Source organism: Halomonas sp. THAF12, from assembly GCF_009363675.1.
Lineage (GTDB): Bacteria > Pseudomonadota > Gammaproteobacteria > Pseudomonadales > Halomonadaceae > Halomonas > Halomonas smyrnensis.
The window spans coordinates 1311040-1326619 of record NZ_CP045399.1; the positions used below are offsets into that span (position 1 = coordinate 1311040).

Annotated in this window: 14 protein-coding genes; 5 read left to right on the forward strand and 9 right to left on the reverse strand. The window is 71.4% G+C overall.

All coding sequences use genetic code 11. The features are described 5' to 3' along the window. The first annotated feature begins 109 nt into the window (after positions 1-109). Together FIU88_RS05990 and FIU88_RS05995 are read left to right on the forward strand one after the other, a co-directional pair. On the forward strand, positions 110-907 hold the full coding sequence (locus FIU88_RS05990) for an HAD family hydrolase (protein WP_152478544.1): 798 nt from the start codon (positions 110-112) through the stop codon (positions 905-907). A 93-nt stretch (positions 908-1000) separates the two neighbouring features. Further along, a complete protein-coding gene (locus tag FIU88_RS05995) occupies positions 1001-2188 on the forward strand; it encodes an AGE family epimerase/isomerase (RefSeq protein ID WP_152478545.1) in 1188 nt (395 codons plus the stop codon). Positions 2189-2233: 45 nt separating this feature from the next. Here the strand turns inward: FIU88_RS05995 and FIU88_RS06000 are convergent, their stop codons facing one another. From FIU88_RS06000 to FIU88_RS06030, 7 genes are all read right to left on the reverse strand, one after another. Then, positions 2234-2677, reverse strand: a complete 444-nt coding sequence (locus tag FIU88_RS06000; RefSeq protein WP_152478546.1) for a universal stress protein — start codon at positions 2675-2677, stop codon at positions 2234-2236. A 79-nt stretch (positions 2678-2756) separates the two neighbouring features. Further along, positions 2757-3197, reverse strand: coding sequence for a universal stress protein (locus FIU88_RS06005; RefSeq protein WP_016856025.1), 441 nt, complete (start codon positions 3195-3197; stop codon positions 2757-2759). 75 nt (positions 3198-3272) lie between these two features. Further along, on the reverse strand, positions 3273-4337 hold the full coding sequence (locus FIU88_RS06010) for a TIGR01620 family protein (protein WP_152478547.1): 1065 nt from the start codon (positions 4335-4337) through the stop codon (positions 3273-3275). Next, positions 4334-5710: a YcjX family protein gene (locus FIU88_RS06015; protein ID WP_152478548.1), complete on the reverse strand. Its 1377-nt coding sequence runs from the start codon at positions 5708-5710 to the stop codon at positions 4334-4336. Before FIU88_RS06015 ends, FIU88_RS06010 begins: the two co-directional genes overlap by 4 nt. Before the next feature lie 22 nt (positions 5711-5732). Then, on the reverse strand, positions 5733-6911 hold the full coding sequence (locus FIU88_RS06020; RefSeq protein ID WP_152478549.1) for an MFS transporter: 1179 nt from the start codon (positions 6909-6911) through the stop codon (positions 5733-5735). Positions 6912-7111: 200 nt separating this feature from the next. Then, positions 7112-8704 carry a solute:sodium symporter family transporter gene (locus tag FIU88_RS06025; RefSeq protein WP_152478550.1) on the reverse strand — a complete coding sequence of 531 codons (1593 nt, stop codon included), beginning with the start codon at positions 8702-8704 and terminating at the stop codon, positions 7112-7114. Between the two features lie 152 nt (positions 8705-8856). Further along, positions 8857-9075: a hypothetical protein gene (locus tag FIU88_RS06030; RefSeq protein WP_016855944.1), complete on the reverse strand. Its 219-nt coding sequence runs from the start codon at positions 9073-9075 to the stop codon at positions 8857-8859. A 98-nt stretch (positions 9076-9173) separates the two neighbouring features. Between FIU88_RS06030 and FIU88_RS06035 the strand changes: the two genes are divergently transcribed. Both FIU88_RS06035 and FIU88_RS06040 read left to right on the forward strand, forming a co-directional pair. After that, positions 9174-9722, forward strand: a complete 549-nt coding sequence (locus FIU88_RS06035; protein WP_152478551.1) for a DUF924 family protein — start codon at positions 9174-9176, stop codon at positions 9720-9722. 70 nt (positions 9723-9792) lie between these two features. Next, complete coding sequence (locus tag FIU88_RS06040; RefSeq protein ID WP_016855946.1) at positions 9793-10035, forward strand: GlsB/YeaQ/YmgE family stress response membrane protein; 243 nt, start codon at positions 9793-9795, stop codon at positions 10033-10035. Positions 10036-10125: 90 nt separating this feature from the next. On the opposite strand, the gene FIU88_RS06045 is transcribed toward FIU88_RS06040, so the two are convergent. Together FIU88_RS06045 and FIU88_RS06050 are read right to left on the reverse strand one after the other, a co-directional pair. Beyond that, positions 10126-11418 carry an aspartate aminotransferase family protein gene (locus FIU88_RS06045; RefSeq protein WP_152478552.1) on the reverse strand — a complete coding sequence of 431 codons (1293 nt, stop codon included), beginning with the start codon at positions 11416-11418 and terminating at the stop codon, positions 10126-10128. 33 nt (positions 11419-11451) lie between these two features. Continuing rightward, a complete protein-coding gene (locus FIU88_RS06050) occupies positions 11452-12897 on the reverse strand; it encodes an NAD-dependent succinate-semialdehyde dehydrogenase (RefSeq protein ID WP_152478553.1) in 1446 nt (481 codons plus the stop codon). A 194-nt stretch (positions 12898-13091) separates the two neighbouring features. On the opposite strand from FIU88_RS06050, the gene FIU88_RS06055 reads away from it, so the two are divergent. Further along, on the forward strand, positions 13092-15554 hold the full coding sequence (locus FIU88_RS06055) for a DUF1266 domain-containing protein (RefSeq protein WP_016855949.1): 2463 nt from the start codon (positions 13092-13094) through the stop codon (positions 15552-15554). Positions 15555-15580: the final 26 nt, after the last annotated feature.

The window sequence follows — 15580 nt, forward strand, 5'->3', positions numbered from 1 at the left end:
GCGCCAATCGGGCGGCGGGCAATCGTCGGGGCCGCGGCGAGTCCGGATGAGCCCGCGGCGCGGAGCCGATAGAATGGGCGCACACTCTTTGCAGCGGAGGGCGCCGCCCATGTCGGCCCATCTCATCGTCAGCGATCTCGACGGCACCCTGCTCGGCGCGGACCACGCCCTGGCGGACGATACCGTGGCCATCCTGCGCGCCCTGGCGGCGCGCGGCCACCACCTCGCCCTGGCCTCGGGGCGCCACTATCGCGACATCCTGGCGTTTCGCGACCGCCTGGGCGTGGACGCCCATATCATCAGCACCAACGGCGCCTACACCCACGCGCCCGACGACACCCTGCTCGAGGCACGCCACGTGCCGGCCGAGCTGGCCCGCGAGCTGATCGACCTGCCGCGTCCCGACGCCGTGCGTCTGAATCTCTATCACGACGACGAGTGGGTGATCGACGCCGAGGCGCCGACGCTGCTGGCGCTGCATGCCCACACCGGCTTCGGCTACCGGGTGGTGGCGCCGGAGCGGCTGGCCGCCGAGGGCGTCGGCAAGGTGCTCTACATCGGCGAGCCCGGCCACCTGGCCGAGCTCGAGGGCGAGGTGCGTCGCCGCATCGGCGAGCGGCTGCACGTGACCTATTCCATGGGCAACTCGCTGGAGATCATGGCCGGGGGCGTCAACAAGGGCACCGCGCTGTCGGCGCTGCTCGGCCGGCTCGATCTCCCCGCCGAGCGCTGCCTGGCGTTCGGCGACAACCTCAACGACACCGAGATGCTGGCGCTGGCCGGCGAGGCCCAGATCATGGCCAACGGTCACCCCGAGCTGGATGCGCGACTGCCCGAGGCGCGGCGCATCGGCCATCACGACGAGGCGGCCGTGGCGCGTCATCTGGCCGAGCGTTTCGCCCTCTAGTTCGGCCTCAGGGGGCTGGCGTTGCCACCATGGTGGTATCGCCCGCCTCGCGCCGGGCGGCCATCCTCGAGGGACACGTCATCGGGAGGCGCCATGAACGTCCACGATCCGGCCTTCCTCCAGGCCCAGGTCCGCCGCACCATGGCCTTCTACCATCCCCGCGCCATCGATCCCCACGGCGGCTTCTACCACTACCTGCTCGATGACGGCGCCATCCTCGATCACGACCATCGCCACCTGGTCTCCAGCGCCCGCTATGTGGTGACCTATGCCCGCCACGCCCGTCACGGCGGTGGCGACGAATACCGCCACTGGGCGCGCCACGGGCTCGCCTACCTGGAGAAGGCGCACTTCCAGACGGCGACCCAGGGCTATGCCTGGACGCTGGACAGCGGGATCGTGGAGGACGACACCCAGCACTGCTACGGGCTGGTCTGCGTGCTGCTGGCCTATGCCGAGGCGCTCAAGGCCGGCATCGACGAGGCCCGGCACGGGCTCGAGGCCACCCATCGGCTGCTGCAGCGGCGCTTCTGGGAGCCGCGCTGGCGGCGCTTCGCCGACGCGGCCGACCGTCACTGGCGGCTGTCGCCCTATCGCGGCCAGAGCGCCAACCTGCACGGCTGCGAGGCGCTGATCGCCGCCTTCGAGGCGACCGCCGAGGCGGCCTTTCTCGACCAGGCGCTGGCCATCGCCCGGGCCGTCACGCTGGCCGGCCGCGACCACCGCGACGGCTGGATCTGGGAGCATTACGACGCCCGCTGGCGGCCCGACTGGGACTATCACCGCGACGATCCCGCCCACCTGTTCCGCCCCTGGGGCTATCAGGTCGGCCACCAGGCCGAGTGGGCCAAGCTGCTGGTGATGCTGGAGCGCCATCGCCCCGAGCCCTGGCTGCTGCCCACCGCCGAGCGGCTGTTCCTGTCCGGCGTGGCGGCGGGCTGGGATCGCACCCACGGCGGTCTGGTCGCCGGCCTCGATCCGGCGGGGCGGCTCAGCGACGGCGACAAGTATGACTGGGTGCAGGCCGAGGGCCTGGCGGCCGCGGCGCTGCTGGGCGTGCGTACCGGCGGGGCGGTCTACTGGCGCTGGTACGAGCGGCTGTGGGACTACGGCTGGCGCCACCTGATCGACCATCGCCACGGCGGCTGGTATCGCGTGCTGACGCCGGACAATCGGCGCTACTCGGACCTCAAGAGCCCGCCGGGCAAGGTCGATTATCACACCATGGGGGCCTGTCACGCCGTGATCGAAGCCCTGGCACGGCGAGCGGGGTCGCGTTGAGCGCCCCGGCCGGCTTGCCGGAGCGCCCGACGGGCCTGCCTCTATCTAGTGCACGGTGATCACGCTGCACTCGGCGGCATGGCTGACCTTGTGCGACACGCTGCCGGTGAACAGGCCGCGCAGGTCGCTGAGGCCGCGGCTGCCCATCAGGATGGCATCCACGTCGCGGGCGTCGGCCAGCTCGAGAATGGTGCGGGTGGGGTCGCCGAAGCGCAGCTCGGGCTCGACGTGGCGCACGCCGCGGTCGCGGGCCTGCTCGGCGGCCGTGTCGAGCAGCTGCCGGGCGCGTCGTTCGCGCTCGCCGCGGGAGTCGGCCGCGGCCTCGCTGCCCACGCCCCACATCATCGGCGGGTCGTGGGGCGCGGCTTCGGGCACGTGGAGCAGCAGCAGACAGGCGTCCTGGCGGTCTGCCAGCAGCTGGCAGGCCAGGGAGAGCGCCTTGCGGGCGTGGGACGAGCCGTCGACGGGCACCAGGATGGTTCGAAACATGGCCAGCACCTCTGGAACTGAGAATACCGCCCCTTCAGCCTAGCCGTCCGACCGCCGGATGGCCCGTCGCCGGCGCGGGTCAATGGACGGTGATCACCCGGCACTCGGCGCCGTGGCTGACCTTGTGCGACACGCTGCCCACCACCAGGCCCTTGAGGTCGCCGAGCCCGCGGCTGCCCATGACGATGGTGTCGACGCCGTGCTCCTCGGCCGCGGCCAGGATGGTCTGGCTGGGATCGCCGCGGGCGAGCACCGGCTTGGCCTGCTCGATGCCCAGCGCCCTGGCCTCCTCGATGGCGTGGTCGAGCAGGGTCTGTCCGACCTCGTCGCGCTTCTCCATGGTCGACTCCAGCGGCACCGCGCCGATGCCCCAGACCAGCAGCGGCTCGTGGGGCAGGGCCTCGGGAATGTGCAGCAGGATCAGCCGGCCGTCCTCCTGGCGGGCCAGCTTGCAGGCGACGCACAGCGCCACCCGCGAGTGCTCGGAGCCGTCGATGGGCACGAGGATGGTGTGGAACATGGGATCTCTCCTTGGCGTGGCCGGGGGGCATACCCTACAGCCTAGACCCCATCGGGCCGCCTGGGATGATCCGCATCAACCCTTGTCGTCTTCCTCGCGGCGCTCCAGGCGCTTAAGCCGGCCCCACAGCTCGCGGCGCAGGTCGGCGACGCGGGGCCGTTCGGCCTCGTCGAAGGCCAGCGGGCGGGTCAGCCGCTGGGCGCGCAGCCCCAGCCGTGCCCCGAGCAGGCCCACCGCCATGCCCTGGCCGGCCCGCGCCGAGAGGCGTCCGGCCAGGTTCAGCGACAGCCATTCCATGCCGGCCTCGCTGGCCAGCTCGCTGGCGCCGGCGAAGGCCATGTCGCGCAGCACCTGGCGAAACAGCCGCAGCCGCGCGGCATAGCCGAGCTCCAGGCCGTAGAGCCGGCACAGCCGGTCGATCAGCGACAGGTGCCGCCAGGCGACCAGCGCCATGTCGACCAGCGTCAGCGGGCTCAGCGCCACCATCACCGCGGTCTCGCCGCTCATCCGCGAGATCAGCCGCCGCGCCTCGCGGTCGCGCGGGGCCAGCAGGTGGTGGGCCAGCAGGGCCTGGGTCTCGCGGCCGTCGTGGTGGGGCTCATGGGCGGCGAGAAAGGCCTGCCAGTGGGGATGGTCCTCGTCCAGGCCCAGCTGGCGGCGCAGCTGGTCGGCGGTGGCGCGCGCCTGGCGGCCGGAGGCCTCCGGCAGCGCGCCCAGCGTCTCGCGCAGCCGCTCGTGGCGGCGCAGGCGGCGCAGCCGCCACAGCTCCCGGGCCAGGGCGCCGCCGCCGAGGCCGATGGCGCCGAGGCCCAGCAGCCCCCAGCCGAGGCCCAGCCAGTCGCCCTCGGCCAGCGCCGCGGGCATCGACAGCGCGAGCTCGCCGGCGCCCAGGCCGAGCCCCGCGACCAGCAGCCCGAGCAGGCCCCAGCGGCGGCGCTTCGGCGGCGCCAGGCCGGCGGTGACGGCGGCCTCGCTCTCGCCCGGGGCGGCGTCCGGCGCCGGCGGCGTCGGTGGATGATGGGCCTGGGTCGGATCGAACAGATGCTCCGGGGCCGGCGTCCGGGGCGCTTCCGGGGCGGGTTCGGTCTCCAGCGTGAAGCGCCGGCCGGGGCGCGGGTCGGATTCGCGGGGCGCGGTCATGTCAGCTTGTCTCCGATCAGCCACTCGAGGGCGGCGTCGAGGCGAATGTGCGGCAGGGCGCCGCCGTCGCGGGGCCGGGGGCGAAAGGCGGTGAAGGTGAAGCCCTGGCGGCGCCAGAAGCCGGCGTCGGGCAGGGTGGCCGGCACCTCGCCGGGGAACAGCAGCGTGTCCTCGCCCTCGAGGGTGGTGCCGCGCAGCACCGGCTGGCGCTGGCCGCGGTGGTCGACCTCGCGGGCCTCGGTGGCGCGGATCGCGGCCAGGCTCAGGGCGCGCACCGGCACGTCGGCGAAGCGCAGGTCCTTGAGCGGTTCGGCCAGCAGCGACTGGAGCAGCCCGGTGAGGCGCGGATGCTGCTCGGGCGTGACGTGGTCGGCCTTGGTGGCGGCGATGGCCAGGCGATCGATGCGCGGGGCGAACAGCCGCGAGAGCAGGCTGCGCCGGCCGTAGTCGAAGCTCTGCATCAGCCGCGTCAGCGCCCGGGACAGGTCCTCGAAGCGCTCGGGCCCGGCGTTCAGCGCGCCGAGCACGTCGACCAGCACGATCTGGCGGTCGAAGCGCCGGAAGTGATCGCGGTAGAACGGCTTGACGATGTGCTGCTGGTAGTGGCGAAAGCGCCGCGCCAGGGTGGCGTAGAGGCTCTCCGGCGGCAGCTGTGCCAGCACGGCCGGGTCGGCCTCGTCGAGCCCCGGCAGGGGAAAGAACTGCAGCACCGGGGCGCCCTCGAGCTCGCCGGGCAGCAGGAAGCGGCCCGGCTGCAGGTCCGAGAAGCCGGCCTCGCGGGCGGCGCGCAGGCCCTCGGCGTAGCGTTCGGCGATCTCGGCCAGGCGCGCCTCGTCGATCTCCTGGGCCGGGTCCAGGTCCGCCACCTCGCGCTGCCAGTCGGCGAACAGCGCGGCGCGCTCGCCGTCGAAGCGCTGGGCCCGGCACCAGCTGGCGAAGTCGTGCTCCAGCAGCGGCAGGTCGAGCAGCCATTCCCCGGGATAGTCGAACAGGTCCAGCGTCAGCCGGCGGGTGTCGCCGCCGATCCAGCCGGGGCGGCTCGGGCGGTAGCGGATCGACAGGCGCAGCTCGCTGATGCCGCGGGTCGGCGCCGGCCACTGCGGCGGGTCGGCGTCGAGGGCGGCGAGGGCGCGGTCGAAGGGGAAACGCGGCACGCCGAGATCCTGCTGCTCGACCCGGCGGGCGCCCAGCAGGCGGCCTTCCCGGGCCGCGGGCAGCAGGTCCAGGCGGGCCTCGAGCCCGGCGTGGCGAAGCTGGTCGATCAGCGAGGTCAGGAAGGCGGTCTTGCCCGCCCGCGACAGGCCGGTGACCGCCAGGCGCAGCTGGCGGTCGCGGCCGCGTTCGAGCAGGTCGCGTGTCAGGTTTCGGGGCATGGGGCGTCGCTCGGCATCCGTGTCAGCCCCTAATCTGCGGGCGGCGACGCCGGAAGGCAAGGTGGCGGGCGCCGAGCAGCGCCAGCGGCAGCAGGCACAGCGGGATCAGCAGCAGGTTGAGGCTCGCCCAGCCCAGCAGCGACACCATGGGGCCGGCCAGCAGCGCGGTGATCGCCACGGTGGAGAACACCAGGAACTCGTTGGCGGCCTGGGTGCGGGCCTTCTCGGCCGGGGAGTGGGCCTCGGTGAGCAGCCCGGTGGCGGGCAGGAAGGCGAAGTTCCAGCCCAGGCCGAGCAGCACCAGGCCGGCATGGAAGCCGGCGAGCCCCGCGTCGAGCTGGGCGGTCAGGGCGCTGGCCGTGAGCAGCAGGCAGCCGACGCCGATCATCCGCGGGGCGCCGAAGCGGGCGGTCAGCCGCCCGGTGACGAAGGAGGGCAGGAACATCGCCACCACGTGCCATTGAATGGTGGTGGCCACGTGATCGAAGCCGTGGCCGACCTCGGCCATGGCCAGCGGCGTGGCGGTCATGGCCAGGTTCATCACCCCGTAGCCGACCATGGCGCTGACCACCGCCAGCAGGAACACCGGCTGGCGGACGATCTCGCCCAGCCGGCGCGGTTCGCCCTCGGCGGCATCCCGGCCGGGCTCGGGCAGGCGCACGCCTGCCAGCAGCGCCAGCGCCAGCAGGTAGAGGGCACCGAGGCCGAGGAAGCTGCCCAGGTAGGGCACCTCGGCTAGGGCGTGGCTGTGGCGGGCCAGCCAGGGGCCGAAGAAGGCCGCCAGCACGCCGCCGCCCATCACCAGGCCGATGGCCCGGTCGCGGCCGCCCTCGGGGGCCGCCTCCACCGCGGCGAAGCGATACAGCTGGCCGAAGCCGATGCCGATCCCGATCAGCCAGGTGGCGAGCAGGAACAGGCCGAACGCCTGGGCCCTGAGGGCGACCACGGCCAGCCCGGTGCCGGCGAGCCCCAGCAGGTGGCCGAGCACGAAGCCGCGGCGACGCCCCAGCCGCGCCATGATCAGCGAGGCGGGAATGGTGGCGCACATCAGCCCCAGCCACTGGGTCGCCACCGGGGCGGTGGACCAGGCCGGCGCGGGCGCCAGCTGGGCGCCGATCAGCGGCGACACGGCGATCAGCAGGATGTTGCCGCTGACCAGCAGGGCCTGGCACAGCGAGAGCAGCGTGACGGTCAGGGGCATGGGGCAGGTTCCTCGAGGGGGACGGGGCGAGCGCCGCAGCGCTCATGATAGACCGACGGCGGGACGCCGTGGCGGCGATGAAAGCGGCGGCGGTGTCCACAATGACCGGCTTCCCACCGATCGGGACATGGCGTGGCCCGAAACGACGACGCCCCGCACGGGGCGGGGCATCATCATGGGGCGGATAAGCCGGCGTGGCGTCAGGCGAAGGCCGCGTAGATGGCGATCACCAGCACCACCAGCGCGATGCCGGCGGGCACGGCGCCCTTCCACGGGGTCAGGTCGACGGCGCCGCTGTCCTCGTGGACCCAGGCCTCGGCGCGCGGACACAGCTTGCCGATCACCAGCATCGCCACCACCAGCAGCACGAACACCGAGGCGACGAAGTGGAACTCGTGCATCACCTGCGGCAGCCGGTCGAAGGGCGGGATGAAGTAGCCGGCGAAGATCAGCAGGCAGCCGCCCACCAGGGCGATCTTGGCCGCCATGGCCGGCACGCGCTTGGTCAGCAGGCCGACCAGCACCACCGCCAGCAGCGGGATGAAGTAGATGGCGTTCATCTTCTGCAGGTAGCCGAACAGGCTCTCCTGGCCGGCCAGCAGCGGGGCGATGGTCATGGCGATCAGCGCCATGATCCACCCGAAGGTCTTGCTGGCGCGCACCACCTGCGCCTCGCTGGCGTCCTTGTTGAGCACGCCCTTGTAGACGCCGAGGCTGAACAGGGTGGTGGTGGAGTTCAGCGCCGAGTTGAACGACGACAGGATGGCGCCGACCATCACCGCGGCGAAGAAGCCGGTGAGGTAGGGCGGCAGCACGTTGAACACCAGGTGGCCGTAGGCCTCGTCGGCCTGGACGCCCTGATCGGCATACAGCTGGTAGGCGATGATGCCGGGCAGAACCAGGTACAGCGGGCCGAGCAGCTTGAACAGGCCGGTCAGCAGCACGCCCTTCTGACCCTCGGCCAGATTCTTGGCGGCGAAGGTGCGCTGGATGATCTGCTGGTTGGTGGTCCAGTAGAAGACGTTGATCAGGAACACGCCGGTGAACAGGGTGGCGAAGGGCACCTGCTGGTCCTCGCGGCCCATGGAGTTCAGGCGCTCGGGCTGGGATTCCTTGAGGATGTCCCAGCCGGCCAGCACGCCGTTGCCGTCGCTGACGGCCTGCAGGCCGAAGTAGACGATCACGAAGCCGCCGACCAGCAGGCCGATGCCGTTCAGGGTGTCGGACACGGCGACGGTGCGCAGGCCGCCGAACAGGGCATAGACCGCGCCGATCAGGCCCACCAGCCATACGGTCAGCCACAGCAGGGTGGTGTCGGACTCGATGCCGGTCAGGCCGTGCAGGTCGAGCATGCCCTGCAGGCCCATGGCGCCGGAGTAGAGGATGATCGGCAGCAGGATCACCGCATAGGCGAGCAGGAAGATCACATTGGCGATGCGCTGGGTGCCCTTGTCGAAGCGGATCTCCAGCAGCTGGGGCACGGTGGCGATGCCGCTGCGCAGGAAGCGCGGCAGGAAGAACAGCGCCAGCATCACCAGGGCGATGACCGCCACCACTTCCCAGGCCATCACGCTCAGGCCATCGGCGAAGGCGGCGCCATTGAGGCCGACCATCTGCTCAGTGGAGAGGTTGGTCATCAGCAGCGAGCCGGCGATCAGCGGGAAGGTCAGGCTGCGCCCGGCCAGGAACAGGCCGTTGGTGCTGGAATGGTCGTCGCGGCGGGTGATCCGCCAGGTGAGGAAGGCCACCAGTCCCGTGAAGAACAGGAAGGAGCCGAGGGTGAGGGCGTGCATATCGGAAAGATCCTTAATGTCTGGCGCACATTGGCGTTTTCGCCGCGTAGGGACCGCGTTTTTCTTGCTAACCTTACGACAGTGACGGGGGAGTCTAGGGGACTGCCTTACCCATGCCATACGCCTTTCGTCTAAGGGTTGGTAGTCCTTTTTCAGGAAGGGGGCACCACGCCCGCCGGCGTCGGTTCCACCCAGCCGAACAGCTGCGCCAGCAGTGGGGTCGCGGCGATCCCGAATCCCGCGACGGCCAGCAACCGGCCCAGCCAGCGATGCCGTGGCCGGCGGGCCAGGCTCAGCCCGCCGAGGCAGACGAGCAGGCCGACGAGATGGAAGGCATAGCCGAGCATCGAGATCAGCTGATAGGCGGTCATGGTGGCTCCGGGCGTTATCGGGCGTCGTTCGGGTATCGAGAGCGGGCTGCTATGCTGGGAGCATATCCACCCCGCCGCCACAGGGAGGCAGCGACGCCATGGTAGGCCAGACAGCAGGCGAGGTGCTCGCCTTCTGGTTCGAGGAGCTGACGCCGGCGCAGTGGTTCCGCAAGGACAGCGCCCTCGATGACGAGGTGCGCCGCCGCTTCGCCACGACCCTGGAGGCCGCCCGCCGCGGCGAGCTCGGCGACTGGCGGCAGACGGCACGCGGGCGGCTGGCCGAGATCATCGTGCTGGATCAGTTCTCGCGCCATCTTCATCGCGACGGCGCCGAGGCCTATGCCGCCGACGCCCGGGCACTGGCACTCGCCCGGGAGGCGGTCGCCGTCAGGGACGACGCAGCGCTTGCGGCGCGCGAGCGAGCCTTCCTCTATATGCCCTACATGCACAGCGAGTCGCTGGCCGTTCACGACGAGGCGCAGCGGCTGTTCGAGCAGCCCGGCCTGGAGGGCAGCCTGCGCGCCGAGCGCCGGCACCGCGACATCCTCGAGCGCTTCGGCCGCTATCCGCATCGCAATGCCGCCCTCGGGCGAGCCTCGACCGAGGAAGAGCGGGCCTTCCTGGCCCGGCCCGGATCATCGTTCTGAGCTTGCGTTATGACGCCGCCTGCCGGCAGTCTGGCAGGCACATCCCTAGGAAGTGGAAAAGGAGATATCCATGAGCATCATCGCCTGGTTGATCATCGGCGGACTGGCGGGCTGGATCGCCGGCAACATCATGCGCGGCGGCGGCTTCGGCCTGCTGGGCAATATCGGGGTGGGGGTCGTCGGCGCAGTGGTCGGCGGTGGCCTCTTCAGTCTCTTGGGCCTGCAAGCGGGGGGCTTTATCGGCTCGCTGGTCACCGCCATCGTCGGCGCGGTGGTATTGCTGTGGGTGATCGCGAAAGTGAAGAAGGCCTGACCCGAGGCGCTCAGCGCGCCGACAGGCCCGCTCAGAAACACGCCGCCCGGCCAGCTGGCCGGGCGGCGTGCGTTCGGGGCTGGCGCAGGATCAGGCGGTGGCGGTGGCCTGGCTGCCGACCAGCTCCTTCAGGCACGCCTCGATGATCGAGAAGCCTTCCTCCAGCACCTCGTCCTCGATGGTCACCGGCATCAGGAAGCGGATGGTGTTGCCCCACAGGCCGCAGGACAGCAGGATCAGCCCCTTCTCGCGGGCCTTCTTGCACAGCGCGCCGGCGAGGTCGGCGTCCGGGCTGCCGTCGGCCGCGACCAGGTCGAAGGCGGCCATGGCGCCCAGGTGGCGGCCGTTCACCACGCAGTCGAAGGCCTGCTCCCACTGGTCGAAGCGCGCGCCGAGCCTGTCGCCCAGGGCCAGGCTCCTGTCGAGGATATTCTCTTCCTCGAACACCTCCAGCACCGCCAGCACCGCGGCGCAGGACACCGGGCTGCCGGTGTAGGTGCCGCCCAGGGAGTTGCCGCCGGAGGCGTCCATCACCTTGTCGGTGCCGACCAGGGCGGAGATCGGCATGCCGTCCGCCATGCTCTTGGCCATGGTGATGATGTCCGGCTCGACGCCGCTGTGCTCGATGGCGAACAGCTTGCCGGTGCGGCCGAAGCCCGACTGCACCTCGTCGACGATCATCAGCATGCCGTGTTCGTCGCACAGCTCACGCACGGCCTTCAGGAAGCCCGGCGACGCCGCATGGAAGCCGCCTTCGCCGAGCACCGGCTCGAGCACGATGGCCGCGGTGTCCTTCGGATTGGCGTCGGTCTTCAGCGCCATCTTCAGCCCGCGCAGCGCGTCTTCGTCGCTGACGCCCTCGCTCGGCACCGGGTAGGGCGCGCGGAAGACGTTGCCCGGCATGCTGCCGAAGTCGGTGGCGTAAGGCGCGACCTTGCCGTTCATGGCCATGGTCATGAAGGTGCGGCCGTGATAGCCGCCGGTGAAGCAGATCACGTTGTCGCGGCCGGTGGCGGCGCGTGCCACCTTGACGGCGTTCTCCAGCGCCTCGGCCCCGGAGTTGGCGAGCATCACCTTGCCGTGGCCGCGCACCGGGGTCACCTGGCTGAGCTTCTCGGCCACCTTCACGTAGCCCTCGTAGGGCATCACGGTCTGGCAGGTGTGCATCACCTTGTCCAGCTGGTCCTTGACCGCCTGCACCACCTTGGGATGGCGATGGCCGATGTTGAGCACGCCGATGCCGCCGGCGAAGTCGATGATGCGGTTGCCGTCGGCGTCCCAGATCAGGGCATTCTCGGCCCGGTCGGCAAACTGGGTGGCCGGGCTGGCGGCGCCGCTGGCGACGTAGCGCTGCTTGAGCTCGTTGAGTTGTGCGTTGTTCATGGAGACGACTCCTGTTGAGAGAGCGATTGGGCCTCAGAGCCCGCCGACACAGACGTATTTTAGTTCAGTGTACTCATCCAGGCCGTGGCGCGAGCCCTCGCGTCCGAGGCCGGATTCCTTGACGCCGCCGAACGGCGCCAGCTCGGTGGAGAGCAGGCCCTCGTTGACGGCGACCATGCCGTATTCCAGCCCTTCCATGGTGCGCCAGATGCGCTGGTAGTCGCGAGCATAGAAGTAGGCGGCCAGGCCGAACTCGGTGGCGTTGGCCATGGCGATCGCTTCCTCGTCGTCGTGGAAGCGGAACACCGGCGCCAGCGGACCGAAGGTCTCCTCGGTGGCCACCTTCATGGCGGCGGTGACGTCGGCGATCAGGGTCGGCTGGAAGAAGGTGCCGCCCAGGGCGTGGGGCTCGCCGCCGCACACCAGGCGCCCGCCGTGCTCGAGGGCATCGCTGATGTGCGACTGGACCTTGTCCACCGCCGCCGCGTTGATCAGCGGACCCTGGAGGACGCCTTCCTCGAGGCCGTTGCCGACCTTGAGCTCGGCCATGCGCGCGGCCAGCTTCTCGATGAAGGCGTCGTAGACGCCGTCCTGCACCAGGAAGCGGTTGGTGCACACGCAGGTCTGGCCGGCGTTGCGGAACTTGGAGGCGATGGCGCCGTCCACGGCGGCGTCCAGGTCGGCGTCGTCGAAGACGATGAAGGGCGCGTTGCCGCCGAGCTCCATGGAGGCCTTCTTGACGGTGCCGGCGCACTGGGCCAGCAGCGTCTTGCCGACCGGCGTGGAGCCGGTGAAGGACACCTTGCGCACGCGGGGATCGGTGGTCAGCACCTCGCCGATCTCGGCCGGGCGGGCCGCGGTCACCACGTTGATCACGCCCGCCGGGAAGCCGGCGTCCTCGGCCAGCCTGGCCAGCGCCAGGGCGGTCAGCGGCGTGGCCTCGGCGGGCTTGATCACCACCGGGCAGCCGGCGGCCAGGGCCGGGGCGCACTTGCGGGTGATCATCGCCAGCGGGAAGTTCCACGGCGTGATCGCGGCCATCACGCCGATCGGCTCGCGCATCACCAGGATGCGCTTGTCGGCGCCGTGGCCCGGCAGCGTCTCGCCGGCCACGCGCTTGGCCTCCTCGGCGTAGTACTCCACGAAGCTGGCGCCGTAGGCCACCTCGCCGCGGGACTCGCCGATCGGCTTGCCCTGTTCGCGGGTCATCAGCCGTGCCAGGGTCTCCTGGTGGGCCATGATGCGCTCGTACCAGCCGCGCAGCAGGGCGGCGCGCTGCTTGGCGGTCTGGCGGCGCCAGGCCGGCCAGGCGGCGTCGGCGGCGGCCACGGCGTCGCGGGCGTCATCGGCGGTCAGGTCCGCCACCTCGGCCAGCACCTCGCCGGTGGCGGGGTCGGTCACGGGGAAGCGGCGTTCGGTCTCGCGCCACTGGCCGGCCACGTAGGCCGTGTCGATCAGCAGGTCGCCTTCGGAAAACATCGGTAATCCCTCGGGGAGTGTTATGATTGACGAGTGTGCATTATTTAAAACACCGCGCCAAGCCCCGATTCGACTTCCCCCGCGAACGCTTTCGAGCATCGGCGTTGGCGGCGCTTTCCGTTACACTATGTCGCCAAATTTCCCGCGGCGCCTAGGTGCCGATTCGAACGTTTGCTTGTGTGGCGAGGTGAGCCTTGGTCGATCCCCTGAATGCCTGGTGGGCCCAGCAGCTGGTGCTGTGTGATTGGGCCTTCGCTCCCGATCCCCTGACGCTGGAGGCCGAGGTGGCCGAGGCGCGTCTGGAGGGGCTGGGGGTCGTCGACCGCAGCGAGCTGGGCTGGCGCCTGCTGGAGGCGTTCGGCGCCGGCGGCGAGGCCGATCCGACGCGCCTGCTCGCGGCGCTGGAGCTCGCGGCCCTGGCCGGCGCCGCCGGCTGGCTCGGCGAGGATCGTGCCCGGGCCTGGGCGCGGCGTCTCGCCGAGGAGATCGGCAGCCGCTACCACGGCCTGGATGCCTGGCTGGACGCGCTGTGCCGCGCGCGCAGCGCCGTGGGCTGGGTACAGGGCGACGACGGCTTCAGCGAGGCCTGCGACGCCCTGGCCGCCCTCGAGCGTCAGGGCGAGGGCGTCACCTGGGAGATGATGCACGAGTGGCTGGCCGATTCGCGCCGCGAGCAGCCGCTGTGGCCGGACGACGAGGCCGACCGGGTATGGCGGCTGCGCGCGGCCTTCAGCCCCGTGCTCGAGGCGCGGGCCGCGCCCCTCGACTGGCAGGGCGTCGAGGCTTGGCTGACCGAGGCCTGGCAGATCCAGGGCCGCGACGAGCTGATCCGGGTGCTGCTGTGGCTGGCCTCCCAGGGCGATCGTCAGGCCTGGGACCTGGACGCCACCCGCCTGCTGTCGGCGGCCGCCGAGGAGCGCCGGGCCTGGTGGGAGGGGCTGGCGCCCCGCGACCAGTCGGCCGGTCGCGTGCTGCTGACCCTGGTCGAGAGCGGCGAGCCGCTGGAGTGGGCGGCCTGGGACTGGTTGCGCCTGGTCGATCTGGCCTGGGCCGGCCTGTGCCTCGGCTGGCTGAGCGACGAGGAGGCGCGCCACTTCGCGCTTCACGGCGCCGATCTGGCGATGCATCGCTACAGCGACTGGGTGGCGCTGGCCCGCGCCTATCAGCGCGGCCGCAGCCTGTTCGAGGCCCGCGATCTGCGCGGCGCCTTCGACGCCGACTGGGCGCTGCTGCTGCAGTCGCCGGTCAGCCCCTGGCGCACGCCGCTGGGGGAGGTCGTCGACGAGGCGCAGCTCGAGGCCTCGCGTCGGGCGATGCGCGACTGGCGACGCGATCCCGGGCACTGGGTGTTGGCGCTGGCCGCGGTGCGCGAGCCGGAGCTGGCGCTGCGCCAGGGCGTGGCGCCGACGCTGCCGGAGGCGCGCCGGCAGGACGCCCGCCGCTATCTCGCCGAGACCCTCGACCTGCACGCCGACGAGGGCCCGGAGGCGCTCTCGCGCTACTGGCTGCCGGCCCAGGCGCATCATCTCAACCAGCTGGCGGCGGACGGCGCCCACGGCGCCCTGTCGACGGCCGCCACGCCGTTCGGCCGGCCCGGCAAGCAGGACCTGGCCGACCGCGATGCCCTGGGCCAGGCCAGCCGCCACGCGGCGACCATTCACATGGCCGAGAAGTATGCGTTTCACCTGCAGATGGCCATGGACAGCGGGTTGTTCGATAGCGCTCGGCTGGCCGAGCTGACCCGGGCCCTGCACGGGTCGCTGAGCCGTTTCTACACTAGCCCGCGGCGCCTGCTGGCGGCCTGGGCGCAGTGGGAGGCGCTGCTGCCCGAGCCCGAGCAGCCGTCGCTGGTGGCCGAGATCCGCTGGCACCAGGACGATCCCGGCAGCCTGTTCCACTGGCTGGACTGGACCGGCGGCGAGTGGCAGGAGCCCGGTCCACGGCCGAGCCTGTCGCACTTCACCGCCATGGCGCTGGTGGGGCCGCTGAACAGCCCGGCCTGGAGCCTGCCTCAGCCGGAGAGCGAGCGCGAGTGCGCCTCGATCCGCGAGTGGGTCGACGGCCACTACGCCCTGCATACGGCCGGCGAGCTCACCGACTTCGTGGACTACCTGCTGGAGGCGGGCGACCGCCAGGAATACCAGATCAACTATGCGCCCTACACGCTCAACCGCAGCCGTCTGCTGTCGGAGATCGCCACCCTGGAGTCCGGCGAGTGCAGCGAGGAGGAGCGCAACCATCTGCTGCGCCTGATCCGCGTGCGGGAGGGCGAGGACGGCTGCAACGAGCTCGACATGACCGCCTGGGATCTGGCCCAGGCGGTGGATCTGGCGATCGCCGGACGCCAGCTCGGCTGGCTCACGGAGAGCGACTTCCTGGCCTTCCTGGGCCGGGCCCACGCCCTGGCCGCTCGCCACTACGGCGGCTGGGAAGAGTACGCCCGCGGCCTGCTCGCCGGCTTCTCCTTCTTCATGGGCGAGACGCCGGAGCGCGAGGCCTTCCTCGGCGGCTTCCGACAGGCGCTGGTGAGCTGGCTGTCCGCCGCGCCCCCCATGGCCGGTGCCTGGGCGAGCCTGGATTTCCCCGGCGCGCGCCCGCGTCACTGGGCGCCGATGCACGTGGACACGCTGCCCGGTGACGGCCGACAGCTGCATTAAACCCTCGCGCTGGGTATGATGCGTGA

Excerpts from the sequence above, each read along its gene's own strand:
- FIU88_RS06040 (WP_016855946.1), top strand. The coding sequence starts at position 9,793 with ATGAGCATCATCGCCTGGTTGATCATCGGCGGACTGGCGGGCTGGATC.
- FIU88_RS06035 (WP_152478551.1), top strand. The coding sequence starts at position 9,174 with ATGGTAGGCCAGACAGCAGGCGAGGTGCTCGCCTTCTGGTTCGAGGAG.
- FIU88_RS06045 (WP_152478552.1), bottom strand. The coding sequence starts at position 11,418 with ATGAACAACGCACAACTCAACGAGCTCAAGCAGCGCTACGTCGCCAGC.
- FIU88_RS06015 (WP_152478548.1), bottom strand. The coding sequence starts at position 5,710 with ATGCCCCGAAACCTGACACGCGACCTGCTCGAACGCGGCCGCGACCGC.
- FIU88_RS06050 (WP_152478553.1), bottom strand. The coding sequence starts at position 12,897 with ATGTTTTCCGAAGGCGACCTGCTGATCGACACGGCCTACGTGGCCGGC.
- FIU88_RS06005 (WP_016856025.1), bottom strand. The coding sequence starts at position 3,197 with ATGTTCCACACCATCCTCGTGCCCATCGACGGCTCCGAGCACTCGCGG.
- FIU88_RS06025 (WP_152478550.1), bottom strand. The coding sequence starts at position 8,704 with ATGCACGCCCTCACCCTCGGCTCCTTCCTGTTCTTCACGGGACTGGTG.
- FIU88_RS06000 (WP_152478546.1), bottom strand. The coding sequence starts at position 2,677 with ATGTTTCGAACCATCCTGGTGCCCGTCGACGGCTCGTCCCACGCCCGC.
- FIU88_RS06010 (WP_152478547.1), bottom strand. The coding sequence starts at position 4,337 with ATGACCGCGCCCCGCGAATCCGACCCGCGCCCCGGCCGGCGCTTCACG.
- FIU88_RS05995 (WP_152478545.1), top strand. The coding sequence starts at position 1,001 with ATGAACGTCCACGATCCGGCCTTCCTCCAGGCCCAGGTCCGCCGCACC.
- FIU88_RS05990 (WP_152478544.1), top strand. The coding sequence starts at position 110 with ATGTCGGCCCATCTCATCGTCAGCGATCTCGACGGCACCCTGCTCGGC.
- FIU88_RS06030 (WP_016855944.1), bottom strand. The coding sequence starts at position 9,075 with ATGACCGCCTATCAGCTGATCTCGATGCTCGGCTATGCCTTCCATCTC.
- FIU88_RS06020 (WP_152478549.1), bottom strand. The coding sequence starts at position 6,911 with ATGCCCCTGACCGTCACGCTGCTCTCGCTGTGCCAGGCCCTGCTGGTC.